Source organism: Paramesorhizobium leguminum (genome assembly GCF_003217235.1).
GTDB classification, from domain to species: Bacteria; Pseudomonadota; Alphaproteobacteria; order Rhizobiales; family Rhizobiaceae; genus Paramesorhizobium; species Paramesorhizobium leguminum.
This window is the reverse complement of the sequence record NZ_QJTF01000015.1, coordinates 1-25809: the sequence shown is the minus strand read 5'-3', so window position 1 is coordinate 25809 and position 25809 is coordinate 1. Positions and strand designations below refer to the sequence as shown.

The following is a 25809-nucleotide window of genomic DNA, read 5'->3' as shown; positions in this document are numbered from 1 at the left end:
GCTGAGCCGCTCAAATATGAACTGCGACAGGGAGGACCAGCATGACCAAGTATGTAGGCGCGATTGATCAGGGTACGACGAGTTCCCGCTTCATCGTCTTCGACCGCAAGGGCGAAATCATTTCGCTCGCCCAGAAGGAACATGAGCAGATCTACCCGAAGCCCGGCTGGGTCGAGCACGACGCAACCGAGATATGGCGCAACACCACCGCCGTCATCGGCGAGGCGCTGCGCAAGGCGGGCCTCACGGCCTCCGATCTCGTGGCTGTCGGCATCACCAACCAGCGCGAGACGACGCTGCTGTGGGACCGGCATACCGGCGTGCCGCTCTATAACGCTCTTGTCTGGCAGGATACGCGCGTCGATCAGCTCGTGGCCGGGCTGGAGCGGGAAGGCGGCAAGGACCGCCTGCGCGCCAAGACCGGCCTGCCGCTGGCGAGCTATTTCTCCGGCCTCAAGCTCAAATGGATTCTCGACAATGTCCCCGGCGCGCGGGAAAAGGCAGAGGCGGGCGATGCCATCTTCGGCAATATGGATACATGGATTGTCTGGAACCTGACCGGCGGCCCGGATGGCGGCCTGCACATCACCGACGTGACGAACGCCAGCCGTACCCAGCTCATGAACATCGAGACGCTTGAATGGGATGACGAAATTCTTGATCTTTTCGACATTCCGAAGGCGGCGCTGCCGAAAATCGTATCGTCGAGCGAAGTCTATGGCGAGGCGAAGGGCGTACTCGCCGGTGTGCCGGTCGCCGGTATCCTGGGCGACCAGCAGGCGGCGCTGGTCGGGCAGGCCTGCTTCAAGCCGGGCGAGGCGAAGAACACCTACGGCACCGGCTGTTTCACGCTCATCAACACGGGCGACAAGCCTTTTCCGTCGAATTACGGCCTCATCACCACCGTCGCCTACAAGCTAGGCGATGCGCCGACGGTCTACGCGCTCGAAGGCTCAATCGCCATCACCGGCGCGCTGGTGCAATGGCTGCGCGACAATCTCGGCATCATCGAGAAGAGCTCGGACATCGAGCAGCTCGCCCGCTCGGTGCCTGATAATGGCGATGTCTATTTCGTGCCAGCCTTTTCGGGACTTTATGCCCCGCACTGGAAGGAAAGCGCCCGCGGCGTCATCTGCGGCCTGACGCGCTTCGCCAACAAGGGCCAGATCGCCCGCGCGGCACTGGAGGCCACCGCCTATCAGACGCGCGAGGTGCTGGAGGCGATGGAAAAGGACTCCAAGATCGCCATCAAGGAGCTGCGCACCGATGGCGGCATGGTCGCCAACGAGCTTCTCATGCAATTCCAGTCCGACATTCTCGACGTGCCCGTCGTGCGTCCGAAGGTGACGGAAACCACCGCCCTTGGCGCGGCCTATGCCGCAGGCCTCGCCACGGGCTATTGGAAGAGCACGGACGATCTCGTCCACAATTGGGGTGTCGACAAGCGCTGGCACCCGAACATGCCGGCGACGGAACGGGAGCGCCTGTTCTCATCTTGGAACAAGGCCGTGACCCGGTCGTTGGATTGGGTGGAGTGAATTTGAATAAACGGAAATAGAATCTGCGTTTCAATTATTGGGAGGAATAAATGATCTCGCCTTTTCTCGGAGAACTCCTGGGCACGATGGTGCTCGTCCTGCTCGGTGACGGTGTCGTCGCCGGGGTGCTGTTGGCCCAGTCCAAGGCCTTTAATGCGGGCTGGATTACGATCACGGCCGGCTGGGGCCTCGCGGTGCTGGCCGGTGTCTTTACCGCCATGGCAGCCGGTAGCGCCGACGCCCACATCAACCCGGCGGTGACGCTCGGCTTTGCATTCTCATCGGGCGACTGGAGCAAGGTCGCGACCTATCTTCCGGCCCAGTTCATCGGCGCCTTCATCGGTGCCGTGCTGGTGTGGCTGCACTATTTGCCGCATTGGGCCAAAACGCAGGATACAGGCGCGAAGCTCGGCGTGTTCTGTACCGCCCCCGCCATCCGCAACCCGCCCGCCAACTTTATCAGCGAAGTCATCGCCACCTTCGTGCTCCTGTTCGTGATCGCCGCCATCGCCTCGAAGCTGGTTGGCGGTGTAGGTGGCATCCCGGCGGGCGTCGGTCCCTACATGGTCGGCATGCTCGTCTGGGCCATCGGCATGTCGCTCGGCGGCACCACGGGCTATGCCATCAACCCGGCGCGTGATCTCGGCCCCCGCATCGCCCACGCCGTCCTGCCTATCGCCGGCAAGGGCGGCTCCGACTGGGGCTATGCCTGGATTCCGGTGGTCGGGCCGATTGTCGGCGCGCTGATTGCAGGCCTTGCGATCAGGATTATTGGGATCGTGTAGGTTTAAGCAGAGGGTGGTGGGGCAATACTCCCTTGGCTTGCTGCGCTGGTTGGGCGCCCTCCTTCCCCCTTGCGGGGAAGGTGCCCGCAGAGCGGGCGGATGGGGGTGGTGGCGAATACATGCCAACCGGCAGTCGTAGCACGCTGCCTTTACCACCCCCACCCGGCCCTTCGGGCCACCCTCCCCGCAAGGGGGAGGGAGAACCGCTTCGGCAAGCCAGAGGGGGGTATTGCGCCAACGATTCCATAAGTATTTCTTGACGTTCGCCTTACCGTTCCGCATCTTTCCACAGGTGCGGCAAAAGAATATTTCATGCTGTGCTAAAGTATGATCCCGAAAAGTTGCAGACTTTTCGGATAAGATCATACGCTGGAATAACGCGACCCGGGAGGAGCTTTGGGTCATAGCGCATGATCCCGAAAAGTTGCAGACTTTTCGGATAAGATCATGCGGGTAAAACAAAAACAAATAATGGGAGTTGGCATGACAGTTCTTCTTCTCGTCATCGCCTGCGGCGCGGCGGCTGTCCTTTACGCCGTCTGGGCGACCAGATCGGTCCTTGCGGCGGATCAGGGCAACGCGCGGATGCAGGAAATCGCCGCCGCCATTCGCGAGGGTGCGCAGGCCTATCTCGCCCGGCAATATACGACCATCGCCATTGTCGGCGCCGTCGTCTTCGCCGCCGTCTGGTATCTTCTGTCGGCCTCGTCGGCCGTCGGCTTTCTCATCGGCGCCGTCCTGTCCGGCCTCGCCGGCTTCATCGGAATGCATGTGTCGGTGCGCGCCAATGTCCGCACTGCGCAAGCCGCCTCGCGCAGCCTTGCCGCCGGGCTGGAAATCGCCTTCAAATCCGGCGCCATCACCGGCCTTCTCGTGGCGGGCCTCGCGCTTCTCGGCGTCTCCGTTTATTATTTTATGCTGACCCAGTGGCTGGGCTATCCGTCCACCGGCCGCGCCGTGATCGATCCGCTGGTCTCATTGGGCTTCGGCGCTTCGCTCATCTCCATCTTCGCGCGTCTTGGCGGCGGCATTTTCACCAAGGGGGCGGATGTCGGCGGCGATCTCGTCGGCAAGGTCGAGGCGGGAATTCCTGAGGATGATCCGCGCAATCCGGCCACCATCGCCGATAATGTCGGCGACAATGTCGGCGATTGCGCCGGCATGGCGGCGGATCTGTTCGAGACCTACGCGGTGACGGTTGTCGCCACGATGGTGCTTGCGGCGATCTTCTTCGGCGCAAGCCCGATGTTCGAGACGATCATGGTCTATCCGCTGGCCATCGCCGCCGTCTGTATCCTCACCTCGATCGCCGGCACGTTCTTCGTCAAGCTCGGTGCCAACGGCTCCATCATGGGCGCGCTCTACAAAGGGCTGATCGCCACCGGCCTGCTTTCCATCGTCGGCCTCGCCATCGCCACGTCGATGACAATAGGCTGGGGCGAGATCGGCACGGTCGCGGGCAAGGCTGTCACCGGCGGCAACCTCTTCATCTGCGGGCTGATCGGCCTCGCCGTGACGGGATTGCTCGTCCTCATCACCGAATATTATACCGGCACCAACAAGCGTCCGGTCAATTCCATCGCGCAGGCCTCGGTGACCGGCCATGGCACCAATGTCATCCAGGGGCTCGCCGTCTCGCTTGAATCGACGGCGCTGCCCGCGCTCGTCATCATCGGCGGCATCATCTCCACCTATCAGGTCGCGGGCCTCTTTGGCACGGCCATCGCCGTCACCGCCATGCTGGGGATCGCCGGCATGATCGTCGCGCTCGATGCCTTCGGTCCGGTGACGGACAATGCGGGCGGCATCGCCGAAATGGCGGGGCTCGATCCGGATGTGCGCAAGTCCACCGATGCGCTCGATGCGGTCGGCAACACCACCAAGGCCGTCACCAAGGGCTACGCCATCGGTTCGGCGGGGTTGGGTGCGCTCGTGCTTTTCGCCGCCTATTCCAACGATCTGGCCTATTTCGCAGCCAATGGGGCGACGTTCCCTTATTTCGCCGATGTCGGCCACGTCTCCTTCGAACTCTCCAACCCCTATGTGGTGGCTGGCCTGATCTTCGGCGGCCTCATCCCCTACCTCTTCAGCGGCATGGCCATGACCGCCGTGGGCAGGGCAGGGGGCGCGGTGGTGCAGGAGGTGCGCCGGCAATTCCGTGAAAAGCCGGGCATCATGGCCGGAACCGACCGGCCTGATTATGCCCGCGCCGTCGATCTGCTGACCAAGGCGGCGATCCGCGAAATGATCGTTCCCTCACTGCTGCCCGTGCTGGCGCCCATCGTCGTCTATTTCGGTGTGCTGCTGATCTCCGGCTCCAAGTCCTCCGCCTTCGCGGCCCTCGGCGCATCGCTTCTGGGCGTCATCGTCAATGGCCTCTTCGTGGCGATTTCCATGACGTCGGGCGGCGGCGCATGGGACAACGCCAAGAAGAGCTTCGAGGACGGATTCGTCGATAGCCAGGGGGTGAAACACCTGAAGGGCTCGGAAGCGCACAAGGCCTCCGTCACCGGCGATACGGTGGGCGACCCCTACAAGGACACCGCCGGCCCGGCGGTCAACCCGGCGATCAAGATCACCAACATCGTGGCCTTGCTGCTATTGGCGGTGCTGGCGCATTCCGCATGATCACGCGGGTTGCATAGAATTAGCGGGATGCCGGTTCGATTGAATGGCATCCTGCGTGGGGATTGCAGACTAAAGCAGCAGCGCGGGTGATTTAACCAGGCCAGCGCATCCGGCGAATCGGCGTCCGGACTGCGGCAAGACACAGCCTTGTCTGCGAGGAGACGATATGATGTGGTCTATACCGCTGCGTAGAGCGCCGCGCGTCCTATTGGACGCGCAAAGGACGCTCTACCACTTTGAATGCTGCATAATTTTGTCCTTAAATCGATTCCGATTTAAGGAATTATGCAGTGCACGCTTGAGATAAAGAAAACCCGCACGGCCTGGTTAATCACCGTGCGGATATATCTTATAATCTAGGCGTTAGGCCTGCAGCGTTGACGCGCTGCAGGCCACTCCAAATATAAATACAAACTTTGATTTTTACAAGAACTGCAAACCGGATAGGTTTTACCGCCCCGTTGTCGGAACGCCAGCCGGCATCTTGCCCGCGCCGGCGAGAATCTGGCCGAGGAAGGTCTGGTCCTTGCCGCCTGTCGGCGTGGTCCGCGAGATGAAATCGAACACCTTGCCATCCTGGATGCCATAATTGGCAATCTGGCTGACCTTGCCGTCCTTATTGAAATAGATGGCGAGAATGCGCCGGTCGATGACTTTCGGCGTCATGAATTGAGCGGCGCGATAACGTGTCTCGGAGATGTAATAGAAGACTTCATTATCGAAGGTCGCCGTCGTCGAGGGCGAGCCCAGAGCGAGCAGCACCTGTTCGCGGCTCGACCCGACGGGGACGGTATCGAGCGCCTGCTGGTCCAGCACATAGCCCTGGGTCAGCGTCTCGGAGGGATTGAGCGAGGCCGCGGTGTTGCACCCCGTCAAACCGGCTGAAAAGAGAATGGTGGTTCCGATGAGGAATGCCCCTCTCGTCTGGACACCCTTGAAAATCCGCTGCGACAACGACATCTCCATTTTCAATCTCGATTCGGCTAAAACCAACACTTGAGACGCTTGATGCCGGATACCAACTTAATTGCATCCTGCTCCAGCACTTCCGCCATCGGGTGAACTTCGGTAAACCACCTTGCTTCTGGATGCAACAAGCGCGGGCCCGTCCCTGATGATTCTTAAATTGTTCAGCCGCAAGGCTAAAGTAAATGAGGCAATTACGATCGCTTTTTATGAAGCGATCGTGGCGGCGGCGCGGCAACCGCGCTTTTATGCACTTCTTTTTGTGCCTGATACGCCGATTGGCCGTTATGAAATGCTGTCGCTGCACGTCTTTCTGGCTATGCACCGCCTGAAGGGCGAAAATGCAGCATTGCGCGCTCTCAGCCAGGAGGTAGCGGATGAGTTTTTCAAGGATGTCGATCATTCGCTGCGCGAGCTTGGCATCGGCGATCAGGGCGTGCCGAAACGAATGAAGAAGCTGGCACGCATGTTCTATGGCCGCGTCGAGGCTTATGAAGCTGCATTCGCCGCGAGCGATCGCGAGGCTTTCGCGGCGGCATTGACACGCAACGTTCGCCCGGAGATGGAATTCTGGCCTGGCGCGGTTCCGCTGGCGTCCTACGCCTTCGAGGCGAGGGAAAGCCTTCGCCGGCAGTCCGATGAGGAATTGGCGCGCGGATCCATTGCTTTTCTCGATGCGGCGCAGCCGGCTCTTTCACCGAGTGCCTGAGGGAAAGATAAGAACTGAGAGAAAGATCAAGAAAATGAACGACACGCCCGCCCTGAAATTTCCTGTATCCGTGCGCAACCTTCCGCAAAAGGGTTTGGCCGTCACCATCAAGGCCGACGAACGGGAACGCGCGGCGCTCGCCCGGGATCATGGTCTGGAAGAGGTGAAATCCTTCGAGGCGGAACTCCAGATCATGCCGTGGAAGAAGCGCGGCGTAAAAGTGCATGGCCGGATCGTTGCGGAAATCGTCCAGTCCTGCGTGGTCACGCTTGAACCCATAGATGCGAGAATGGCCGAGACGGTGGAATCCATCTTCGTGCCTGATGATTCCAGCCTTGCCCGCATTCGCCTCGATGAAAGCGGAGAAATGCTGATCGATGCGGAAGGCCCGGATATGCCGGAAACCTTTTCCGGCGATCATCTCGATATCGGCGCGATTGCGGAGGAGTTTTTTGAGCTGAACCTCGATCCTTTTCCGCGCAAAGCGGGGTTGCCGGATGAGCCGCTCTCCATCGAATCGGGAGATATGGCGCCGGAAAAGCCGGTCTCTCCCTTCGTAAAACTCGCCGATTGGAAAAAGAAATCGTGATACGCGGTTCTGCTTGGACGAGTGGGAGCGAGATTCCTGTTGTCTGTGATTACAAAAACGCTATTTTCCGCGCGACTGTGGGACACCACCCGGAAAACTTCGGGATAAGTGAATAAGCATAGGGCGACCGGAAAGCCAAAGCGGTTTTCCGGGGCTTGCGTAGAAGAAGAATTTTAGACCGGGACAGGAAAACAGAGTGATCAGAATCTCGATTGACGCGATGGGAGGCGATTTCGGCCCGGAAGTCGTCATTCCCGGCGCGGCTATAGCGCTGGAGCGCCATCCGGATCTCCGCTTCCGTCTTTATGGGCTGGCGGAACAGGTCGAGCCCGTTTTGGCACGTTACCCGAAGGTGGCGGCTGCTTCCATTTTTCACGCCAGCGAGATCGCCATCCGTATGGATGAGAAGCCGAGCCAGGCGCTCCGCAATGGTCGCGGTAAATCCTCCATGTGGCAGGCGATCGAAGCGGTGCGGGATGGTGACGCGGATGTCTGCGTTTCAGCCGGCAACACCGGCGCGCTGATGGCGATGTCGAAATTCTGCCTGCGGATGATGGCCAATGTCGAGCGCCCGGCCATCGCGGCGATCTGGCCGACATTGCGCGGCGAAAGCATCGTGCTGGATGTCGGCGCGACCATCGGCGCCAACGCGGTGCAGCTTGTCGACTATGCCGTGATGGGCGCAGGCATGGCGCGCGCGCTTTTTGAAATCAAGCGCCCCACCATCGGCCTGCTCAATGTCGGTGTCGAGGAGGTCAAGGGCCTCGATGAAATCCGCGAAGCCGGGCAGATGCTGCGCGAAATCCCGCTTGCCGGCCTTGAATATGCCGGTTTCGTGGAAGGGAACGACATCGGCAAGGGCACCGTGGATGTCGTGGTGACCGAAGGGTTCTCCGGCAATATCGCGTTGAAAACCGCTGAGGGCACAGCGCGGCAGTTCGTCGAATTTCTGCGCGCCGCGATGCGCCGCACGCTGTTGGCGAGAATAGGTTATCTTTTCGCCAAAAGTGCGTTCGACCGCCTGCGCGAGAAGATGGACCCGCGCAAGGTCAATGGCGGTGTCTTCCTGGGGCTGAACGGTATTGTCATCAAGAGCCATGGCGGTGCTGACGCGGAAGGCTTCGCCGCCGCGCTGGAAACTGGCTACGATATGGTGCGCAATGAGCTTTTGAAGAAGATTTCTTCCGATCTCAGCCAGTTTCATGAGAACCGCCCTCTTGCCGCCACGGTTGAGGGCGACGCCGAAGCCGAAGAACAACAATAAAAATGGCAAAAGCTTGGGCTTCGCGCCAGAGCGTTTTGTGCAGGACAGGGAAAACGGGCATGATCAGATCCATCGTCAGAGGCGTCGGCGCGGCAACCCCGTCCCGCATCATGAAGAACGCCGATTTCGAAGGCATTGTCGAAACATCCGACGAGTGGATCGTGCAGCGCACCGGCATCAGGCAGCGCCATATCGCGGGCGAGGGGGAAACCACCGTTTCGCTCGGCGCAGCCGCCGCGCGGGCAGCACTCGACAATGCGGGTCTTGAGCCCAAGGACATCGACCTGATCGTTCTTGCCACGTCGACGCCCAACCACACCTTTCCGGCAAGTGCGGTCGAAATCCAACGGCAGTTGGGCATCACCCATGGTTTCGCTTTCGATGTGCAGGCCGTGTGCAGTGGCTTCATCTATGCCCTGACCACCGCCGACCTCTATATCCGCGGCGGCCTGGCAAAGCGTGTGCTGGTGATCGGCTCGGAAACCTTTTCGCGTATCCTCGACTGGAACGACCGCACCACCTGCGTGCTCTTCGGCGATGGCGCGGGCGCGCTCATCCTGGAGGAGGGCGAGGGCAAGGGCCTGACATTGGATCGCGGCGTTCTGGCTGCCAATCTGCGCTCCGATGGTTCGCACAAGGAGAAGCTCTACGTCGATGGTGGCCCGTCGACCACGCAGACCGTCGGCCATCTGCGCATGGAAGGCCGGGAGGTCTTCAAACATGCTGTCGGGATGATAACGGATGTGATCGAGGCATCTTTTGCCGAAACAGGCGTCACGGCGGCTGATATCGATTGGTTCGTGCCGCATCAGGCGAACAAGCGCATCATCGACGCCTCCGCCAGGAAGCTCGGCATTGCCGAGGAAAAGGTGGTGATCACCGTCGATACACACGGCAATACCTCCGCCGCGTCGGTTCCGCTGGCGCTCGCCACCGCGGTCACCGATGGGCGCATCAAGGAGGGCGACCTGGTGCTTCTGGAGGCGATGGGCGGCGGTTTCACCTGGGGCGCGGTGCTCGTTCGCTGGTAAAGCGCCGGTTTTTATCGCTCCGCGTTGAGAAGAGCAGCTTGACCCCGCTGGAAATCTTTGTGTAACGTCCTGACCTTAGTGCATTTTTGCAGTCGGCGGAGTGCCGGCATCGCTCGAATGCGGCTAAACCAGACTTTTGTTATTGTGCAGAGCTAACCAAGCAGGTTCCGTCATGGGGGGAAAGACTGTCACGCGCGCGGATCTGGCCGAGGCGGTTTATCGCCAGGTCGGCCTCTCGCGTACGGAGTCCGCGGCGCTGGTCGAGATGATCCTCGATGAGGTTTGCGATGCGATCGTCAATGGCGAAACGGTCAAGCTTTCTTCCTTCGCAACATTTCAGATCCGCGAGAAGAACGAGCGTATCGGCCGTAACCCGAAGACGGGCGAGGAAGTACCCATCCTGCCGCGCCGGGTGATGACGTTCAAGGCTTCCAACGTGCTGAAGCAGCGCATCCTCGAGGCCCATCAGGCGCGCCGGGGCAAGACAAATTCAGCTGAGAAGGCGCCATAACGCGCATGGATAAAAGCCCGGATGCTTTCAGGACCATCAGTGAGGTTGCTGAAGATCTCAATCTGCCTCAACATGTGCTGCGCTTCTGGGAAACCCGGTTTACCCAGATCAAGCCAATGAAGCGCGGTGGCGGACGCAGGTATTACCGTCCGCTCGATGTCGAGTTGCTGAAAGGCATTCGCCATCTTCTTTATGATCAAGGCTATACGATCAAGGGCGTGCAGCGCTTGCTGCGCGAGAACAGCTCCCAGTTCGTCATTGCTCTTGGCAATGGCGATATGGCGGCGGTGGAGGCGATCACGCGCCAGAAGCAGGCCGCCGCGGCAAAGGACGCCGCCGATGACGACCTCGCCGACGCAACGCTGCCTGCGGGCATCGCCAGACCTCAGCCGGGCCGCAAGCTTTTCGGCCTTCTGAAAGGAGAGGAGGACGGACCTGTCGGGGCCAATGACAAGCGTCTGTCCAAGGATAACCGCACACTTCTGCAGGAGGCGCTTTTCGATCTGCTCGAGTGCAAGCGGCTGCTCGATCAGGTCCGGTAGAACAGGAAAAAATGCGCGATGTCACCGCGCATGAACCCAGCGCTCTATTTTTAAAAATTGACTGAAACTGATTTCCCCGCAGGCGGCTGCTAATTCGTTGTGAAATAATGGTCGGAGCGACAGGATTCGAACCTGCGACCCCTTGACCCCCAGTCAAGTGCGCTACCAAGCTGCGCTACGCTCCGAGCCGAGGAAAGCCTTAGAATGCAAAGGGTTTCTTCGCAAGCCCTAAAAATAGGAAACGGCGAAAATGCATAAGGGAATGCCTGGTGTGCATCAGCGAAGGACATGGATCGCGCGTGACTTGAAATCGCCGGGCGTCGTGGTAATATCTTAAGAAGGAGGTGAGACGAAGTTCTCTCCGGTGAAGACCGGGCCGAAGCCCGGTCCTCGTTTTCTTACTTGTTACTGATCGTCAGGGTGAATGTCCAAATTCTGCCCCTGATTGTCAGCGTAAGCCGGATCATCAATCGTCTCACCTCCTTTCAGTTTGCCAAGTCATCGTAATCTGACACAAGTCATTGCGACCTGGCAGTTGCAATCATAAGTATATTTTCGGTGAATTATAAAGCCCGATTCGCTTGGCGATTTCGAAATTAAGCGATCTGGTTTTTAAGAATCGGCTCTGGCCTTCGCCGATGTCTCGCCTCCAGTCCCACACAACCCCAGATGATGCCGATCAGCAGATAGAAATGCCGCCAGTGGTCGGTGTCGATCACATTGCCGACCATGACGTGGGTGAGATAGGTCACATAGGCGCAGACGAGGTAGGGCTGCCAGGGCCGGTCTCGCAGGAGGATGCGCAGGCCCATGCCAAGGGTCAACATCGTCATTATCACAAAGGCGGTGAAGCCCAGCCAGCCATAATCAAGCGCCGCTTTCAGCCAGGTATTGTGCGTGTCTTCCCCATAGATCGGCCCAAACTCTAACGGGCCGATGCCGAGGGGATGCTGTGCCGCCAGCACCAGGCCATACCAATGGCGCGCGAACCGGCCGATGCGGTCCGCGTCATAGGATTGCACCAGCTGGGCGCGTTCGGAGAAAAGCTGCGCCACCTGCGGTATCTGCAATGCGACGATAATGGCAAGCCCGATGATGATGACCGCAAGCATCGCAAGTACGATCAGCTTCAGCCGGAATTTGTTGCTGGGGTGTTGTAGCGCGAGAATGAGCGTCAACAGTACCATCGCCACTGCCAGCATCCCCCACCCGGCGCGGGAAAATGACAGGAAAAGTCCTAGTGCCAGAACGAGCAGCGGCAAAAGGTGCAAGGCAAGCGCGCGTGGCTTTCCCGTCAATATCTGATAGATGCTCCATGAGGCGGGCAGGATCAGGAAAGGCGCAAACACGTTCGGGTCCTGGAACGCTCCCTTGGCGCGCCCGTAGAGCGTGAACATATCGGAGCCGGGGAAGGCGTTGAAATAGCCGAGAATGCCAAAGATCGATGTTAGAATAGCGGCGAGATAATAGGCGTGAAAGATCGTCGCCAGCCGGCGATAGTCGGCCTCGATGATCGCCGTAAAGAAGACAGCCGTGAATGCCAGAAACAGCGATACGGCGATATAGAGCGGCGCGGTCTTGAGATCGGGCATCTGTGTGGCGGAGACCATCCCGCCGAAATTGAACAGTACGAGCAGCGCCAGAAGCACCGCCGCGGTCCGCGATATTTTGAGACCGAACAGCGCCCAGACCGCGATCAGCCCTGCCATATAGAGTTCGTAAGGGGCTGGCTCCTCGATCACAAAGCCGCTCAGGAAAACACCGAGACCAATGGCGCCTTTCGAAATCAGCCGGACGAGCGCTCGGTTGACCGCCGCCTTGTCTGGAGCATTAGCAGAGGGAGGGGAACTGCTTTCGACAATGGCGCTCAATAGGCGTTTTCCGTTTTAAGAAGGCGGATCGGCGTCAGGAACAGAATTTTCAGATCGAACCAGAGCGACCAGTTCTCGATATAATGGAGATCGAACTCCGTGCGCATCTTGATTTTGTCGTCATTGTCGACTTCGCCGCGCCAGCCATTGATCTGCGCCCAGCCGGTGACTCCGGGCTTCACCTTGTGGCGGGCGAAATAGCCATCCACCACCTCGTTGTAGAGCACATTATGCGAGTGAGCGGCTATGGCATGAGGGCGCGGGCCGACAAGCGACAGCCTCCCGGCAAGCGCGTTGAAGAATTGCGGCAGCTCGTCGATCGACGTCTTGCGGATAAAGCGCCCCACCTTGGTCACGCGCGGATCGTTCTTGGTCACGGCATTGCGTGCGGTCGGATCGCATTGCTCGATATACATCGAACGGAACTTCCATACCTTGATGATCTCGTTGTTAAAGCCATGGCGCTGCTGCTTGAAGATGACCGGCCCACTGCTTTCCAGCCTGATGGCCAAGGCGGTCAAAAGCATGACAGGCGAGAAAACGGCGATTCCGAGCAGGCTGAACACAATGTCGAATGCGCGTTTGGCGACATAGTCCCAGTCATTGATAGGCTTGTCGAAAACATCGAGCATCGGCACGGAGCCGATATAGGAATAGGCGCGAGGCCGGAACCGCAGATGGTTGGTATGCGCCGAGAGCCGGATATCGACCGGCAGCACCCAGAGCTTTTTCAGCATGGAAAGAACCCGCCCCTCCGCCGTCAGCGGCAGGGAGACGATCAGCATGTCGATATGCGCGATGCGGGCAAATTCGATCAGCTCCGACACATTGCCAAGCTTTGGATAGCCCGCGACGATGGGAGGCGAGCGGCGATTGTCCCGGTCGTCGAAGATACCGCAGATGCGGATGTCGTTGTCGGGCTGCTGCTCCAGCGAGCGGATCAGGTCTTCGGCGTTCTTGCCGCCGCCGACGATGACGGCGCGCCTTTCCATCGTACCGTTACGTGCCCAGCCGCGGATTTTACGCGCCAGGATCAAGCGAAGGCCGACAAGCAGCAGGAGACCGGTGCAGAACCAGGCGATGAACCAGAGGCGCGAATATTCCTCGGAAACTTTGAGAACAAATCCCGCGAGCGCCAGAAGAGCGAACACGCCGATCCAGGAAACGGCCAGCCGGCCAAGATTACGTGCGGGATGGCGCAACGCCATGATCTGATAGCCGTCGCTCATCTCCATCAACAGTACGTAAAGGAGCGAGCCCGCCAGGATGGCGAGCGGATAGATATAGGCGAGATATGTATAGAAGCCGACATAAGCGACGAAAATGGTGAGGCCGGAAAGAAGCACGAGGCTAAACTCGACGATGCGCATAAGCCCGCTGACCATGACGGGAGCAATGGTATCGCGGCGGTACTGATACGCTACCTCGGCCGCTGTCGCATTGAGCTTGATGGATTCGTCCGCCTCACCGCCATCGCTCATACTCGCATCTATGCGGGTAAGCGCCTCCCGGCTGAAAGGTGCATTCAACTCTCGTTTGCCCATCGTCCCATCTCGCCCCCATATACTAGGTTGCATCAGATACACTATTGCGGCAGGTTTTGCGATTTCTAATAGACAGCTTCGCCAAGATGTTTAAATCGCATTTTCTCCTGCAAGCGGAGAGATAAAGCGCTGCATTATTCACAATGCCAATCACAAAAACTGGAGATCGGCGGATGAGGGTTGGCGGGTTCTGTCTTCCGCCTTGTCCCAAGAAGCAAATTTGGGGGGATTGGCAACGTAAACCATTGGATTGCCATGGAAGGCGATCAACAGAATGACCTATTCACAAAATCCGATGCTTATATATTAGAGATGCTTTATTAAGATCGGAGCGCCGTCCGGTAAACGTCTTCTACGGCGTTGGCCATGGCGCTGGCTCCGAATCTTCGCCTGATATCGTCGTGATCGGGCATTTTCTTCGCGTAAGCTGCGGGGTCAGTAGCGATGTCGGCGATTCTTTCCGCCAGCGCCGCGATATTTGGCTGGACAAGAGTGGCAGGGGCTTGGCCCAGAATTTCCGGTATCCCGCCAACCTGGGTTGCGAGGATCGGCTTGGTTGCGGCAAGCGTTTCCAGCACGATATAGGGTAGGGCCTCCGCCCTGGAGGGAACGACCACAACATGCCCCAGCCGGAAAGCCTCGCGCACTGGCATGGGATCGTGGAAAACCACTCGGTCGGCAAGACCAAGCTCCTGAACGAGCTGGACATAGCGCGGCTTGTCGGCGCCGTCGCCCACCAAAACGGCGGACAACTTATGCCCAACGCGTTCTTCCGCTTGGCTGAGCGCGCGAATAAGCATATCCGGCCCCTTCAGGTCGCGCATCATGCCGACATAAAGAAAATCGGCAGCATCGGCATTCGTTTCGACTTTCTCGAAGTCGATGTCCGTCAAACCGTTGTGGATGACGGTGCTGGGACATTTTGGATGCCCGATCTTGGCTGCATAAGAGTCTCGCTCATAGCGCGAAACGAAGATAATGGCGTCGGTTAAGGGCTCCACCGTCCGCTCGAGAGCCAACACGAGTTTGCCCGTTGGCGTGCTCTTGCTGAAATGAAGGCTGCCTCCATGCGGGGAATAAAAACGGGCTACGCGAGACCTGAAAGCCCGTAAGGCCGAGCCGAATATGCGCGAGTAGACACCGCCCTTGGCGCCGTGTCCGTGCAAGATATCCGGCTGCAATTTCCTGATAATTCTATATGTCTTGAAGGCGGGGAAAATGTCGCCCGGCCCGATATGGCGCTGCATGGGGATGCGATGCACTCCCAACGCGAGCTTGTCACGAATGCCGTCGAACAGATGGTCCTCAAAAGCTCCGCCTGTCGACGAATCGCAGATGATGCCGACTTGATGTCCTGCCGCCGATTGCGCACTTGCGAGGTCCCGCACATGGCGGAAGATGCCGCCCACTGGCGAGCGGAAGCAATGGACGATGCGCAATGGCGGGGAACTCACGTCACTGATCATCGATCAAAGGGAGAATTCAGAACAGGCGTTCGCGAACATAGATGGTATCGCCTGGCAGGAGGGGATCGGTAATGAGGACGCGGCCGGTAATGATCTTGCCGTTGAACTGTCTGGTGATATCGACGTTCGCCTGCTCGGCTCTCGCGGAGAATCCGCCCGCCGCCGCGATCGCCTTTTGTGCGGTCATGCCCGGAACGTAGGAATATTGCCCGGCAGCGCCCACTTCGCCCATGATGAACACTGGCCGGTAGCGATCGATTTCCACGGAAACGTCCGGATCCCGCAGATAGCCCTTGCGAAGTTTGGCGGCGATATCGCTCTCCAGTTGCTGCAGGGTGCGACCACGCGCCGGCACCTTGCCGATCAGCGGAAAGGCTATGTAGCCGGAAGGGTCGACATTGTAGGTATTCGTCAAGTCGGCTTGCTCGAAAACTGTGATACGCAGCCGGTCGCCGGCGTCGAGTATATAGGGCCGGTTTAGCGCGGCGTGAAAGGCGGGTGGGGCCGGAACATAACTCGCGCATCCGCTGACGGCCAGAAGGGTGGCGCCGAAAGCCGCCGTGAAGATGCGTCCGCAAATACGCCTTGTCTCTCGCACCGCTTATAACCTTATTTTCTGCCGTCGCGCTATTCGCCATCGGGCAGACATCCCACTATCGTCATGTTCTTATCGAATGATTAGGGTTAATGGCCGGTAAAGGGACAGCCCTAAATTGCGGCTAAATAAAGCAATGATCGAACCGAAGGTCCAGATCGGCCGTTTAACCCGATGGTTACCATGTATGTTTACCATATAAGGAAAGCCCGGGTATGGGGCTGGTGGGTACGGAGTAAGAGTTCATGTCCAGTACAGGCTCGGTGGGAAGCGATGTCGATATAGATCTGGGCGCACTGTTCGCCAGTCTTCGGCGCAACGCGCTTTTCATCCTGGTTGGCGCGCTGACCCTTGCCGCCCTCGCTCTTCTCTTTTGCTTAGCTGCGACGCCGCAGTTCCGCGCCGAAAGCCGGATTTTGATCGAAACGCGTGAGTCGATCTTCACGCGCCCGAATGGCGAAACCGCCGCCGACCGCCCGGTCCTGGATCAGGAAGGCGTCAAGAGTCAGGTGGAAGTCGTCACATCCACCGATCTTCTGAAAACGGTAGGCGACAAGCTGGATCTGGCCGGCACGGACGAATTCGGCAGGCCTGGAACCCTGTCGCGCGCGCTCATCTCCCTCGGTCTGAGGGAGGGTCCTGCTCAATCCTCGCGCGAGGATTATATGTTGCGCAAAATGCGCGAGCATCTGCAGGTTTATAATGTTCCGGACTCGCGCGTCATTGTCGTGCAGTTTTCATCGAAGGACCCGGCGCTGGCTGCCAAGGTGTCCAATGCGATTGCCGACGAATACATCGCCCTGCAGCGCGCCGCGAAGCTGGAATCGACCGGCGATGCGACCGCCTGGCTTCAGCCGGAAATCGCCGATCTGAGCAAGCGCGTCAAAGCAGCGGAAACCAAGGTCGCCAACTACCGCGCCTCCGCCGATCTTCTGGCGGGGCAGGGCGACACTCCGATTGCCACGCAACAACTGTCCGAAGTATCGTCCGAGCTTTCGCGCGTCCGCGCCGGCAGGTCGGCGAGCGAGGCAAAAGCGGAAAGCATCCGCAAGGCGCTTGCCACCGGCGCGCCGCTCGATACCGTGCCGGATATCGTTGCCTCCGGACTGATGCAGCGTCTGCGCGAACGCCAGATCCAGTTGAACGCCAATATCGCCGACCTCTCGACCTCTCTCCTCGACGGTCATCCGCGCATTCGGGCCTTGCGCTCGCAATTGGCTGATTTGAACCAGCAGATCCGCAACGAAGGCCGTAAGATCCTCGAAAGTTTTGAAAATGAAGCTGAAACCGCGAAATTGCGCGAGACGGAGCTTAACCGCGAGTTGAATCGGACAAAGGCACAAGCGGCGCGCGCCGGCGATCAGACGGTGGAACTGAGGGCGTTGGAGCGCGAGGCGGCGGCGCAGCGCGAGCTGCTTGAAACCTATCTCACGCGCTATCGCGAAGCGGCCTCACGCACCGACCGCAATTATCTGCCTGTCGACGCACGCGTTTTCTCGCGTGCCGATACGCCTGCCCAACCTTATTTCCCGAAGACCCTGCCGATTGTCGGCGCGACATTCCTTGCCGGGTTGCTGTTGCTTTCGATCTTCATTTTGTTGCGTGAACTTTTCAGTGGCCGCGCCATGCGTCCCGTCGACAACGTTCAGCCGCCGCCCGCGGATGAAATCCGGATGCCCGCCCAGATGCCTGCCCAGGTGCTGGCAGTGAGTGAGGCTGCGGGCGTTTTGGCGCAAGGTAATCACGATGAGAAGAATGTCCGGCGCCCGAAGCGTTCGGCCCGCGCGTCGCCATCGACGGAAGCCGTCCAGCAAATTTATGATAGCTACACGGCGATTGGTGATGAGTTGCCCGACAATCTGCATAGCGTCCAGAGAATCGCATCGCGCCTGGTTGAGCTTGGCGTCTCGCGCGGCCTCATCGTCTCACCGGAAGGAGATGACGGTTCAGCTGCATCGGTCCGGCTCACGCGCGAGCTGGCGGACAGGCAATTGCGCGCCATTCTCATCGACATGACGGGAACCGGTGCGATCAGCCGGGCGATGCTCGATGGCAGGACCGCCGCGGGCATCACCGATCTGCTCGCCTCTGAAAAACAGTTTACCGACGTCATTCATAGCGATCATTATTCCGATGCGCATGTCATGCCGCTAGGTCTCTGCGATCCCGAACGCGCCATGCGCGCGATCGATCGGCTGCCGATCATTCTCGACGCTCTGGAAGCCGCTTATGACCTCGTCATCGTCGAATGCGGCCCGTCGAACGCGGAAGGGGTCAAGCGGCTTTACGGCAGTGCCACGCAAATCATTCTGAGCGTGATCGACCCAGAGGATAACGCCGTGGCGCTTTCGGCTCTGGATTTGCAGGAGAATGGATTTGAGGATGTACTCATCCTCATGGGCACGGAGCCGGAAGCGCCGGTTCCACCAGCGGGTGAGAAAAAACCCCGGTCGCGGCTGGTTCAGTAGCGGTACGCTAGACACTCATAATGCGTTTGCTATGAATGACGGGTCGAGACGAAAGCAGTAAGCGCCGTGTCCAGCCGGCGCGCCGATGAGGATGGGCTACATCGGCATTGGCGAGTGCCTCGCTCTCGAACCGGAGTGATAAATATGGGCTTCTATTGGCCTATAATAATCACGGTTGAGGTAAGAAAAACCCGCACGGGCTGGAAAATCACCGTGCGGGTACAAATAATACCTTAGTCGAAAGGCCTTCCGCAGTTAGCGCTGCGGGAGGCACTTCGGAAATATACTATTCTTCCGCATCCGTTTCAAGACACCCGCGCGCGCAGCTTTTTTGCCAGACGCCACGCCCAGGCATTCCTTTTGACCGCCATCGCGATGGCATTGCGCGCCCGGTATACCGCGGCATAAGTACCCCCTTTTACCGTGAAGCCAATCACGCTGTCATAAAGCGGTTGTTCGATATCGCACCAGTCGCGCTTGTAGGGCTCGTCGCCGATGCCGAAGCTATAGACGGACACGCCATCCACGCAGCTTTGCGCGATGTCTTCAAAGAAGAGATATTCACCGGGGCTTGCCGAAACGAGATCGTCGTCCGCGATGCCGCCGAATTCCACCGTCAGATCGCCCACCCAATAGGATTTTCCTATCACCGCGCGGATAATTCCGCCCACCTCCAGGCCTTTGGCCTCGAAGGTCCTGGGTGTTCTTCCTGTCGATTCTCCAAAGAGCGCGTGGAAAAAATCCCGTACGCCCGGCTCGCTAAAAACATTGTCGATGCCGCCTTTGGCGAAGCGCTCAGCCTTGATAACGAAGAACCGGTTGAGCAGCGCCTGCGCCTCTTCGGAAGTATCGGCCGTGACGATCCGGTAGCCGCCCGCGTCCTCGTAGCGCCGTGTATGCTGGCGATGCTTCTTGCGCTTACGCTTGGCGTTACTACGTTCAAGCACTGCATCGAAACCGGAGGAAAGCGAGGCGGACAGCACTGGATTGGGATTGAGCGCCGTTTTCAAGTGGTGGAGGGGGTTAGCCATTCCATTTAACGAGCCGAGTTGCCTTGTCAGCAGCAACCCGTCGATATCGGGCCGCGCCGCATGAATGGCCCGCATAAGCGCACGAATATCGTCAACGCCGATACCGTCAGCATAGGCGCGGGCAAGGATGGGAAAATTGCCGTTGGCATGGGTGCCGCCGGGAAACCGCGCCAGCCGGCCTAAGCGGGATTTCACCACCTCGAGCGGCAGCATCAGGATCGGCCTCCCGCCATCGTAAAGCGCCGCGATAAAGCAATCCGCATTGACATGGGCCTGCCAGTTGCGCACGAAGGTTGTCGATTGCGGCAGGCCGCTGACGAAGCTGTCAGGCTCCCATAATGTGAGCGCCGCGTTTATATCGTTTGAGATATGGGGCGAAAGACCCGTGAGCATCTCCAATGCTCAGCCGGTTTTCCGGCGCGGCGGCTTTTCCATCCACCATATGATCCACATCGCCGGAAGTATCCATAAAAGGCCCGTGAAGAGAAAATATGCCAGATGCACCCAGCCGCTCGATTGCGCGAGATGGCCGACCGCGATGATCGTGGCAATGAGCGCATAGATCGACACCAGCGCCACCAGCAAAAAGGTTCCGATCAGTTTCTTCAGCCTTACCGGCATCGGTCGTGCCCCACTCATCTTACGCCTTCACTACCGTCTCGGACCTGAAAGGAAAAGAGGGAAAGCAAACGTGACGGCGTGTCGCGCGATGTCTTCTTGTAATGAGAGCGGTGATACGGCACCTATCCGCTATGTTGGATAGGGAGTTGGAAGGCATGTCAGCAACGGCGATGAGCGGCAACCTTGCCTCGATGACGCAGCAAGAGGCACGCAACCGGCGCGCCGTGCGCTACTGGCTCTATGCTGTTTTCCTCGTGCTGATCGCCATCGTCATAGTCGGCGGCGCGACGCGCATGACGGGTTCCGGCCTCTCGATCACCGAATGGAAGCCCATCCACGGCGTCATCCCCCCGTTGAGCCACGCTGAATGGGTCGAGGAGTTCGCAAAATACCAGCAGATCCCGCAATATATTGAGATCAACAAGGGGATGAGCCTTGAAGAGTTCAAGGGCATCTTCTGGTGGGAATGGGCGCACCGGTTTCTCGCACGCGGTGTAGGCTTCCTTGTCGCCATTCCGCTCGCCTTCTTCTGGCTCACCGGCAGGCTTGAGCGCGGATTGAAGCCGCGCCTTCTCGGCATATTGGCGCTTGGCGGCCTGCAGGGCGCAATCGGCTGGTGGATGGTCGCCTCGGGCCTGAGCGAGCGCGTCAGTGTCAGCCAATACAGGCTGGCGACCCACTTGACGCTCGCCTGCATCATCATCATCGCCGTGTTCTATGTCGCGCGTGGTCTCGCGATCTATACGGAGCGGCCCGCCGAACGCTCCATACAGCGCTTCGCCGGCTGGCTGGTATTCGCCGTTCTCGTACAGATTTATCTCGGCGGCCTCGTGGCCGGGCTTCACGCGGGGCTCACCTACAACACATGGCCTCTGATGGACGGTACCATCATCCCATCCGATCTGTTCATCCAGTCACCCTGGTGGCGTAATCTCTTTGAGAATCCCAAGACCGTGCAGTTCTTGCACCGTATGTTCGCCTATACCGTGCTGGTTTTGGCCGTGCTTCACGCTATGCAAGTTAACCGGATCGCCCCCCAAACCACCCATGCGCGCCGCGCGACAGTTCTGGTGGGATTGATCCTGGTGCAGGCAGCCATTGGCGTCGCCACGCTTTTGGCAAGCGTTCCGATCCACTGGGGCCTGACGCATCAGGCCTTCGCGCTGGCGGTGCTCGCCTTTGCCGTGGCGCACTGGCGCGCGTGTAAGGGCGCTTATGTCGGGTAAACCGGCAGGCTATTCCTCCCAGGGATTGAGCAAGGTTACGTGCGTTCCCACGAAATCGGTGGTGTTGCGTGTAACCAGCGTCATGCCGAAGGTAAGGGCGGTCGCCGCAATGAAACTGTCCCGGTAGGGACGTGGATTGGGGACATGCAGCATCGCGCTTCTGCGCGCGACATTGGTATCGACTGGAAGAATCCGGTTATTGAACAGGGGCAGGACGTGTTCATCCAGCCAGCTTCGTAGGACCGCGCCTTGGGTAGGATCTTTACGTTCCAGCTGAAGTGTTCCGATTTCGAGTTCCTGCACCACGATAACCGAGAGATACAAGCTTGCCCCCGGCACTTCGCGGCTCCAGCGGGCAACGTTGGCGTCGGCTTTTCCAGCCCGGACCTTGCGCAACTCCGAGATGACATTGGTATCCAGGAGATACATCAGGACAGGTCCACGTTGCCTGGCATTTCTCGGAAGCGAGGGAAATCAACCTCGATGTCCTCAATGCCCGGCGGCAGGCCGAGTTCATCGACGACACTTTGCTGCTGACCGATGATACGCTGATACTCTGTAAAGGATAAAAGGACGTGAGCCGGCTTGCCGCGATCGGTGATGATGACAGGGCCATCGTTAGCCGCACGCTTAGCGCGGCCAATGTCCATGTTGAGGTCACGACTGGATAGGGTGGTGATGGACATGGAAACCTCCTGCCGGATGTAATGTTACCACAGTTACCACAAATCGTCCATTTGCCCAAGTCGGAAATACAAATAGGTTCCTAACGCTTCCCCAGCATCAAATTCATGTTCTGCACAGCAGCACCCGATGCGCCTTTGCCGAGATTGTCGAGAAGCGCCACGAGGTTTACCAACCCATCGCCTTCCGTGCCGAAGACATAGAGCTTCAAGCGGTCGCTATTCGCCAGCTCTTCCGCATCGACGCGTGGCAGCTTCGCGCTTGTCTCCAGCGGCACCACCTCCACGATATCCTGCCCGGCATAGTGCTCGGCAAGCACCGCATGGACCTTTTCAAGCGACGGCTTGCCTTCGAGCTCATCCAGGAACAACGGCACCTGCGCGATCATGCCCTGCGGGAAACGGCCGACGCTGGGGCTGAAGATCGGGCGCCGGTCGAGCCGGCCGTGCAATTGCAATTCCCCGACATGCTTGTGGCGCAGCGGCAGGCCGTAGAGGAAATTGTTCGCCGTGAGATGCTCCGGATGGCTCTCATCCTCCATCTGGGCGATCAGCTGCTTGCCGCCGCCCGTATAGCCGGAGACGGCATTGACGCTGACGGGATAATCGGCGGAAAGCAGGCCGGCATCGCGCAAGGGGCGGATGAGCGCAATCGCGCCCGTGGGATAGCAGCCGGGATTGGCGACGAGCCGCGCCTCGGCGATCCGTTCGCGCTGTCCCTTGGCGAGTTCGGCAAAGCCATAGGCCCAATCAGGATGGACGCGATGGGCCGTCGATGTATCGATAATGCGGGTCGCATTGTGCCCTTCGAGCAACGCCACCGCCTCGCGCGAGGCATCGTCCGGCAGGCAGAGGATGGCGATGTCGGCGGTGCGTAAGTAATCGGCGCGCAAATCCTTGTTGCGCCGGTCGGCTTCGGGGATCGAGATCACGTCGAGATCGTCGCGGGCGGCGAGCCGCGTCCTGATCTGGAGGCCCGTGGTGCCGTGCTCGCCATCGATGAAGATTTTCGGTTTCATCAGCTTTCGCTCATCATTTCAAAGGGATAGGGACATTTTCGGATTCTGTTTTAGAGATGCCTGAATCATTTTGCGAGCGGCTATCGTCGCGCTTTCTTCTCCGCAAGCAGGCCGAGATAATACATGGCAATCGTCGCCCCTGCGATGGCCGTTATATCGGCATGATCATAGGCGGGCGCAACCTCCACCACATCGGCTCCGACGATATCGAGGCCACCCAATTGACGCAGCACCGCCAGCATCTTGGCGGAGGAGGGGCCCCCGGCGACCGGGGTACCCGTCCCCGGCGCAAAGGCAGGGTCGAGGCAGTCGATATCGAACGTCAGGTAGACCTTGCGTCCCCCGGTCCGCTCCATGATGGCTGCGGCAATCGCCGATGCGGACATCTCCTCGACTTCATGGCCATGGATAAGCTTGATGCCGCAATCATCAGGCGCATGGGTGCGAATGCCGATCTGGATCGAATGATCAGGGTCGATCACACCATCGCGGACGGCCCGCCCGACGAACGAGCCGTGATCGATGCGCTTGCCATCGTCATACCAGGTATCCTGATGTGCATCGAACTGCACCAGCGCCAACGGCCCGTATTTGGCCGCATGGGCTTTAAGCAGCGGCCAAGTGACGAAATGATCGCCCCCGAGCGACAGGAGGAACGCATCGGATTTGAGAACTTTCGCCGCTTCCCGCTCGATTGTCGCAGGCGTCTTCTGGTGGTTGCCATAGTCGAGCAGGCAATCGCCATAGTCGATCACCGCCAGTTCGGTAAAGAGATCGCGGTTGAAGGGATATTGCGGATCGTTGTCGAAAATCGCCGAAGCCCGCCGGATCGCCTGCGGACCGAACCGCGCGCCGGGACGATTGGAAACCGCCGCGTCGAAAGGGATACCCCACACCACCGCATCCGCGCCTTTGGGATTCTTGCTGTAGAGCCGCCGCATGAACGACAGTACCCCCGCATGGGTCGGGTCCGTCGCAGCGCCGGTCAGGCTGCGCGCGGTAAATGCGTGATCGATGGTCTTCGAGGGCATGGATATTCCAGTGAGTGAGATAGTGAGGTAGGGAATAGTGAGGTAGTAGAAGATTATCCTATCTTACTACTCACTATTCCCTACCTCACTAACAAAAAAAGCGGACCCGAAGGCCCGCTTTTCCGTGAATTCCGTCCGAAGCGTGAAAATTAACGCTTGGAGAACTGGAACGAACGACGGGCCTTGGCCTTGCCGTATTTCTTGCGCTCGACCACGCGGCTGTCGCGGGTCAGGAAGCCGCCCTTCTTGAGCACGGCGCGCAAAGCCGGCTCGTAATAGGTCAGCGCCTTGGAGATGCCGTGACGCACGGCACCGGCCTGACCGGAGAGGCCGCCGCCGGCGACGGTGGCGATCACGTCGAACTGACCGGCGCGGTTGGCCGCGATGATCGGCTGCTGCAGGATCATCTGCAGCACGGGACGGGCGAAATACGCGCCGAATTCCTTGTCATTGACGATGATCTTGCCGGAACCGGGCTTGACCCAGACGCGGGCAACCGCATCCTTGCGCTTGCCGGTGGCATAGGCGCGGCCAAGGGAATCGAGCTTCTGAACATGAACCGGCGCGGCGTCGGCCTTGGTGGCGACAGCGGAGTTGCCGAGTTCCTGGAGCGAGTTGAGCTGCTCAGCCATGATTATGCAGTCCTCTTGTTCTTGCGGTTCAGCACGCCGATATCGAGTACTTCGGGCTGCTGGGCTTCATGCGGATGGTCGGCACCGGCATAGACGCGCAGGTTCTTCATCTGGCGACGGCCGAGAGGGCCGCGCGGAATCATGCGCTCGATGGCCTTTTCGACGACGCGCTCAGGGAAACGTCCTTCAAGGATCTGGCGCGCGGTGCGCTCCTTGATGCCGCCCGGATGTCCGGTATGCCAGTAATAGACCTTGTCGGTGTACTTCTTGCCGGTCAGGGCAATCTTGCCCGCATTGATGATGATGACATTGTCGCCATCGTCGACATGCGGGGTGAAGGTGGCTTTGTGCTTGCCGCGCAGGCGGTTGGCGACGATGGACGCGAGACGGCCGACGACGAGACCCTCGGCGTCGATCAGCACCCACTTCTTCACCACTTCCGCCGGCTTCTGGGAGAAGGTTGTCATGTTTCTGTCCTTGAAAGTCCCTGCATGAAGCGGGGCATTTTTTGTTGCTTGACGTTGTCCGAAGGCCAGGAGCCATCGGGTAACAAGAAATGCGAGAAGCCGAACTTCCCACACCACGCGGGCCAAATACAGGGGAACCGGCATTGCGTCAAGCGGATATTTTTTACAATATGAGAAAAACATCAATGAAAACAGTGATTTAAAAAATAGGTATTATAATACCGCTTGAAAATTGAAGTTTGCGCCGTTGTGGTGACGGAACCGTTGAGGCATGGATTCCTGTGACAAGCACAGGAATGACGGATTGTTTGATTGCCGTTCATAACCTCCAATCTCGCAGTATGCACAACGGCTATCGCTGAAGAGCAGCCATCACCATCCCGTCATCAAGTCAGTTGCGGTTTGGGAGCGATTTTGTCACGGATGCGGGCGTTTGCGCGGATGATGATCTTTCGCATGATGGCTGCAAGAGCGAGGCGCTTTGGTTTTCCGGCCTCGAGGAATGCCTTGTATGCCGCGGCCAGATCATTTTTGCCGCGGATGGCGGTCAGGGCTGCGATGAAGAGCATCGGCCTGATGTGACGGCGCCCGC

General features: G+C 59.0%; 24 protein-coding genes, 1 tRNA gene and 1 pseudogene. 11 read left to right on the top strand and 15 right to left on the bottom strand.

Features of this window, described 5'->3' with window-relative positions; genetic code table 11:
* Positions 1-41: 41 nt before the first annotated feature.
* The 3 genes from glpK to C7477_RS12760 all read left to right on the top strand — a co-directional run bounded on the left by glpK (position 42) and on the right by C7477_RS12760 (position 4951).
* A complete protein-coding gene (glpK, locus tag C7477_RS12770) occupies positions 42-1538 on the top strand; it encodes a glycerol kinase GlpK (RefSeq protein ID WP_110752710.1) in 1497 nt (498 codons plus the stop codon).
* Between the two features lie 50 nt (positions 1539-1588).
* A complete protein-coding gene (locus C7477_RS12765; RefSeq protein ID WP_110752708.1) occupies positions 1589-2323 on the top strand; it encodes an MIP/aquaporin family protein in 735 nt (244 codons plus the stop codon).
* 471 nt (positions 2324-2794) lie between these two features.
* Positions 2795-4951: a sodium-translocating pyrophosphatase gene (locus C7477_RS12760; RefSeq protein WP_110752706.1), complete on the top strand. Its 2157-nt coding sequence runs from the start codon at positions 2795-2797 to the stop codon at positions 4949-4951.
* A 450-nt stretch (positions 4952-5401) separates the two neighbouring features.
* On the opposite strand, the gene C7477_RS12755 is transcribed toward C7477_RS12760, so the two are convergent.
* Entirely contained in the window at positions 5402-5905 is a 504-nt protein-coding gene (locus C7477_RS12755) for an outer membrane protein assembly factor BamE (protein ID WP_181418411.1), read from the bottom strand.
* A 160-nt stretch (positions 5906-6065) separates the two neighbouring features.
* On the opposite strand from C7477_RS12755, the gene C7477_RS12750 reads away from it, so the two are divergent.
* The 6 genes from C7477_RS12750 to C7477_RS12725 all read left to right on the top strand — a co-directional run bounded on the left by C7477_RS12750 (position 6066) and on the right by C7477_RS12725 (position 10563).
* Positions 6066-6626: a ubiquinol-cytochrome C chaperone family protein gene (locus C7477_RS12750; RefSeq protein WP_110752702.1), complete on the top strand. Its 561-nt coding sequence runs from the start codon at positions 6066-6068 to the stop codon at positions 6624-6626.
* A gap of 34 nt (positions 6627-6660) precedes the next feature.
* The gene (locus tag C7477_RS12745; RefSeq protein ID WP_110752700.1) at positions 6661-7215 is read left to right on the top strand and encodes a YceD family protein; all 555 of its coding nucleotides are present in this window, start codon (positions 6661-6663) and stop codon (positions 7213-7215) included.
* A 196-nt stretch (positions 7216-7411) separates the two neighbouring features.
* On the top strand, positions 7412-8479 hold the full coding sequence (gene plsX / locus C7477_RS12740) for a phosphate acyltransferase PlsX (protein WP_110752698.1): 1068 nt from the start codon (positions 7412-7414) through the stop codon (positions 8477-8479).
* A 59-nt stretch (positions 8480-8538) separates the two neighbouring features.
* On the top strand, positions 8539-9510 hold the full coding sequence (locus C7477_RS12735; protein WP_110752696.1) for a beta-ketoacyl-ACP synthase III: 972 nt from the start codon (positions 8539-8541) through the stop codon (positions 9508-9510).
* 172 nt (positions 9511-9682) lie between these two features.
* Positions 9683-10021, top strand: a complete 339-nt coding sequence (locus C7477_RS12730; RefSeq protein ID WP_110752694.1) for an integration host factor subunit alpha — start codon at positions 9683-9685, stop codon at positions 10019-10021.
* 5 nt (positions 10022-10026) lie between these two features.
* Positions 10027-10563 carry a MerR family transcriptional regulator gene (locus C7477_RS12725; protein ID WP_110752692.1) on the top strand — a complete coding sequence of 179 codons (537 nt, stop codon included), beginning with the start codon at positions 10027-10029 and terminating at the stop codon, positions 10561-10563.
* A gap of 108 nt (positions 10564-10671) precedes the next feature.
* On the opposite strand, the gene C7477_RS12720 is transcribed toward C7477_RS12725, so the two are convergent.
* The 5 genes from C7477_RS12720 to C7477_RS12700 form a co-directional block, all read right to left on the bottom strand.
* Positions 10672-10748, bottom strand: a tRNA-Pro gene (locus C7477_RS12720).
* A 411-nt stretch (positions 10749-11159) separates the two neighbouring features.
* Positions 11160-12434 carry an O-antigen ligase family protein gene (locus C7477_RS12715; RefSeq protein WP_425373566.1) on the bottom strand — a complete coding sequence of 425 codons (1275 nt, stop codon included), beginning with the start codon at positions 12432-12434 and terminating at the stop codon, positions 11160-11162.
* Positions 12431-13978, bottom strand: a complete 1548-nt coding sequence (locus C7477_RS12710) for an undecaprenyl-phosphate glucose phosphotransferase (RefSeq protein WP_110752690.1) — start codon at positions 13976-13978, stop codon at positions 12431-12433. The genes C7477_RS12715 and C7477_RS12710 overlap by 4 nt, the downstream gene beginning before the upstream one ends.
* A 320-nt stretch (positions 13979-14298) precedes the next feature.
* Complete coding sequence (locus tag C7477_RS12705; RefSeq protein WP_110752687.1) at positions 14299-15444, bottom strand: glycosyltransferase; 1146 nt, start codon at positions 15442-15444, stop codon at positions 14299-14301.
* 16 nt (positions 15445-15460) lie between these two features.
* Positions 15461-16024: a polysaccharide biosynthesis/export family protein gene (locus C7477_RS12700; protein WP_425373571.1), complete on the bottom strand. Its 564-nt coding sequence runs from the start codon at positions 16022-16024 to the stop codon at positions 15461-15463.
* A gap of 260 nt (positions 16025-16284) precedes the next feature.
* Here C7477_RS12700 and C7477_RS12695 point away from each other — a divergent pair, with 260 nt between their 5' ends.
* Positions 16285-18507 carry a GumC family protein gene (locus tag C7477_RS12695; protein ID WP_110752683.1) on the top strand — a complete coding sequence of 741 codons (2223 nt, stop codon included), beginning with the start codon at positions 16285-16287 and terminating at the stop codon, positions 18505-18507.
* Positions 18508-18812: 305 nt separating this feature from the next.
* On the opposite strand, the gene C7477_RS12690 is transcribed toward C7477_RS12695, so the two are convergent.
* Both C7477_RS12690 and C7477_RS12685 read right to left on the bottom strand, forming a co-directional pair.
* Positions 18813-19931: a GNAT family N-acetyltransferase gene (locus C7477_RS12690; RefSeq protein WP_110752681.1), complete on the bottom strand. Its 1119-nt coding sequence runs from the start codon at positions 19929-19931 to the stop codon at positions 18813-18815.
* A gap of 9 nt (positions 19932-19940) precedes the next feature.
* Positions 19941-20159 carry a DUF2842 domain-containing protein gene (locus C7477_RS12685; RefSeq protein ID WP_110752679.1) on the bottom strand — a complete coding sequence of 73 codons (219 nt, stop codon included), beginning with the start codon at positions 20157-20159 and terminating at the stop codon, positions 19941-19943.
* A gap of 155 nt (positions 20160-20314) precedes the next feature.
* On the opposite strand from C7477_RS12685, the gene C7477_RS12680 reads away from it, so the two are divergent.
* The gene (locus C7477_RS12680) at positions 20315-21385 is read left to right on the top strand and encodes a COX15/CtaA family protein (protein ID WP_245411828.1); all 1071 of its coding nucleotides are present in this window, start codon (positions 20315-20317) and stop codon (positions 21383-21385) included.
* A gap of 9 nt (positions 21386-21394) precedes the next feature.
* On the opposite strand, the gene C7477_RS12675 is transcribed toward C7477_RS12680, so the two are convergent.
* The 7 genes and pseudogenes from C7477_RS12675 to C7477_RS12645 form a co-directional block, all read right to left on the bottom strand.
* The gene (locus C7477_RS12675; RefSeq protein WP_110752675.1) at positions 21395-21814 is read right to left on the bottom strand and encodes a type II toxin-antitoxin system VapC family toxin; all 420 of its coding nucleotides are present in this window, start codon (positions 21812-21814) and stop codon (positions 21395-21397) included.
* Positions 21814-22071 carry a type II toxin-antitoxin system Phd/YefM family antitoxin gene (locus tag C7477_RS12670; RefSeq protein ID WP_110752673.1) on the bottom strand — a complete coding sequence of 86 codons (258 nt, stop codon included), beginning with the start codon at positions 22069-22071 and terminating at the stop codon, positions 21814-21816. Before C7477_RS12670 ends, C7477_RS12675 begins: the two co-directional genes overlap by 1 nt.
* 80 nt (positions 22072-22151) lie before the next feature.
* The gene (argC, locus tag C7477_RS12665; protein ID WP_110752671.1) at positions 22152-23087 is read right to left on the bottom strand and encodes an N-acetyl-gamma-glutamyl-phosphate reductase; all 936 of its coding nucleotides are present in this window, start codon (positions 23085-23087) and stop codon (positions 22152-22154) included.
* A gap of 80 nt (positions 23088-23167) precedes the next feature.
* Entirely contained in the window at positions 23168-24118 is a 951-nt protein-coding gene (speB, locus tag C7477_RS12660) for an agmatinase (protein ID WP_110752669.1), read from the bottom strand.
* Positions 24119-24267: 149 nt separating this feature from the next.
* The gene (gene rpsI, locus C7477_RS12655; RefSeq protein ID WP_110752667.1) at positions 24268-24750 is read right to left on the bottom strand and encodes a 30S ribosomal protein S9; all 483 of its coding nucleotides are present in this window, start codon (positions 24748-24750) and stop codon (positions 24268-24270) included.
* Between the two features lie 2 nt (positions 24751-24752).
* Positions 24753-25217, bottom strand: a complete 465-nt coding sequence (gene rplM / locus C7477_RS12650) for a 50S ribosomal protein L13 (RefSeq protein WP_110752665.1) — start codon at positions 25215-25217, stop codon at positions 24753-24755.
* Between the two features lie 386 nt (positions 25218-25603).
* A pseudogene (locus tag C7477_RS12645) lies at positions 25604-25809 on the bottom strand (IS110 family transposase); the annotation flags it as partial.

What these genes read in the sequence shown, in the direction of transcription:
- glpK (WP_110752710.1), top strand. Translation starts at nt 42, where the DNA reads ATGACCAAGTATGTAGGCGCGATTGATCAGGGTACGACGAGTTCCCGC.
- C7477_RS12765 (WP_110752708.1), top strand. Translation starts at nt 1,589, where the DNA reads ATGATCTCGCCTTTTCTCGGAGAACTCCTGGGCACGATGGTGCTCGTC.
- C7477_RS12760 (WP_110752706.1), top strand. Translation starts at nt 2,795, where the DNA reads ATGGGAGTTGGCATGACAGTTCTTCTTCTCGTCATCGCCTGCGGCGCG.
- C7477_RS12750 (WP_110752702.1), top strand. Translation starts at nt 6,066, where the DNA reads ATGATTCTTAAATTGTTCAGCCGCAAGGCTAAAGTAAATGAGGCAATT.
- C7477_RS12745 (WP_110752700.1), top strand. Translation starts at nt 6,661, where the DNA reads ATGAACGACACGCCCGCCCTGAAATTTCCTGTATCCGTGCGCAACCTT.
- C7477_RS12735 (WP_110752696.1), top strand. Translation starts at nt 8,539, where the DNA reads ATGATCAGATCCATCGTCAGAGGCGTCGGCGCGGCAACCCCGTCCCGC.
- C7477_RS12730 (WP_110752694.1), top strand. Translation starts at nt 9,683, where the DNA reads ATGGGGGGAAAGACTGTCACGCGCGCGGATCTGGCCGAGGCGGTTTAT.
- C7477_RS12725 (WP_110752692.1), top strand. Translation starts at nt 10,027, where the DNA reads ATGGATAAAAGCCCGGATGCTTTCAGGACCATCAGTGAGGTTGCTGAA.
- C7477_RS12710 (WP_110752690.1), bottom strand. Translation starts at nt 13,978, where the DNA reads ATGGGCAAACGAGAGTTGAATGCACCTTTCAGCCGGGAGGCGCTTACC.
- C7477_RS12705 (WP_110752687.1), bottom strand. Translation starts at nt 15,444, where the DNA reads ATGATCAGTGACGTGAGTTCCCCGCCATTGCGCATCGTCCATTGCTTC.
- C7477_RS12695 (WP_110752683.1), top strand. Translation starts at nt 16,285, where the DNA reads ATGTCCAGTACAGGCTCGGTGGGAAGCGATGTCGATATAGATCTGGGC.
- C7477_RS12690 (WP_110752681.1), bottom strand. Translation starts at nt 19,931, where the DNA reads ATGCTCACGGGTCTTTCGCCCCATATCTCAAACGATATAAACGCGGCG.
- C7477_RS12685 (WP_110752679.1), bottom strand. Translation starts at nt 20,159, where the DNA reads ATGCCGGTAAGGCTGAAGAAACTGATCGGAACCTTTTTGCTGGTGGCG.
- C7477_RS12680 (WP_245411828.1), top strand. Translation starts at nt 20,315, where the DNA reads ATGTCAGCAACGGCGATGAGCGGCAACCTTGCCTCGATGACGCAGCAA.
- C7477_RS12675 (WP_110752675.1), bottom strand. Translation starts at nt 21,814, where the DNA reads ATGTATCTCCTGGATACCAATGTCATCTCGGAGTTGCGCAAGGTCCGG.
- C7477_RS12670 (WP_110752673.1), bottom strand. Translation starts at nt 22,071, where the DNA reads ATGTCCATCACCACCCTATCCAGTCGTGACCTCAACATGGACATTGGC.
- argC (WP_110752671.1), bottom strand. Translation starts at nt 23,087, where the DNA reads ATGAAACCGAAAATCTTCATCGATGGCGAGCACGGCACCACGGGCCTC.
- speB (WP_110752669.1), bottom strand. Translation starts at nt 24,118, where the DNA reads ATGCCCTCGAAGACCATCGATCACGCATTTACCGCGCGCAGCCTGACC.
- rpsI (WP_110752667.1), bottom strand. Translation starts at nt 24,750, where the DNA reads ATGGCTGAGCAGCTCAACTCGCTCCAGGAACTCGGCAACTCCGCTGTC.
- rplM (WP_110752665.1), bottom strand. Translation starts at nt 25,217, where the DNA reads ATGACAACCTTCTCCCAGAAGCCGGCGGAAGTGGTGAAGAAGTGGGTG.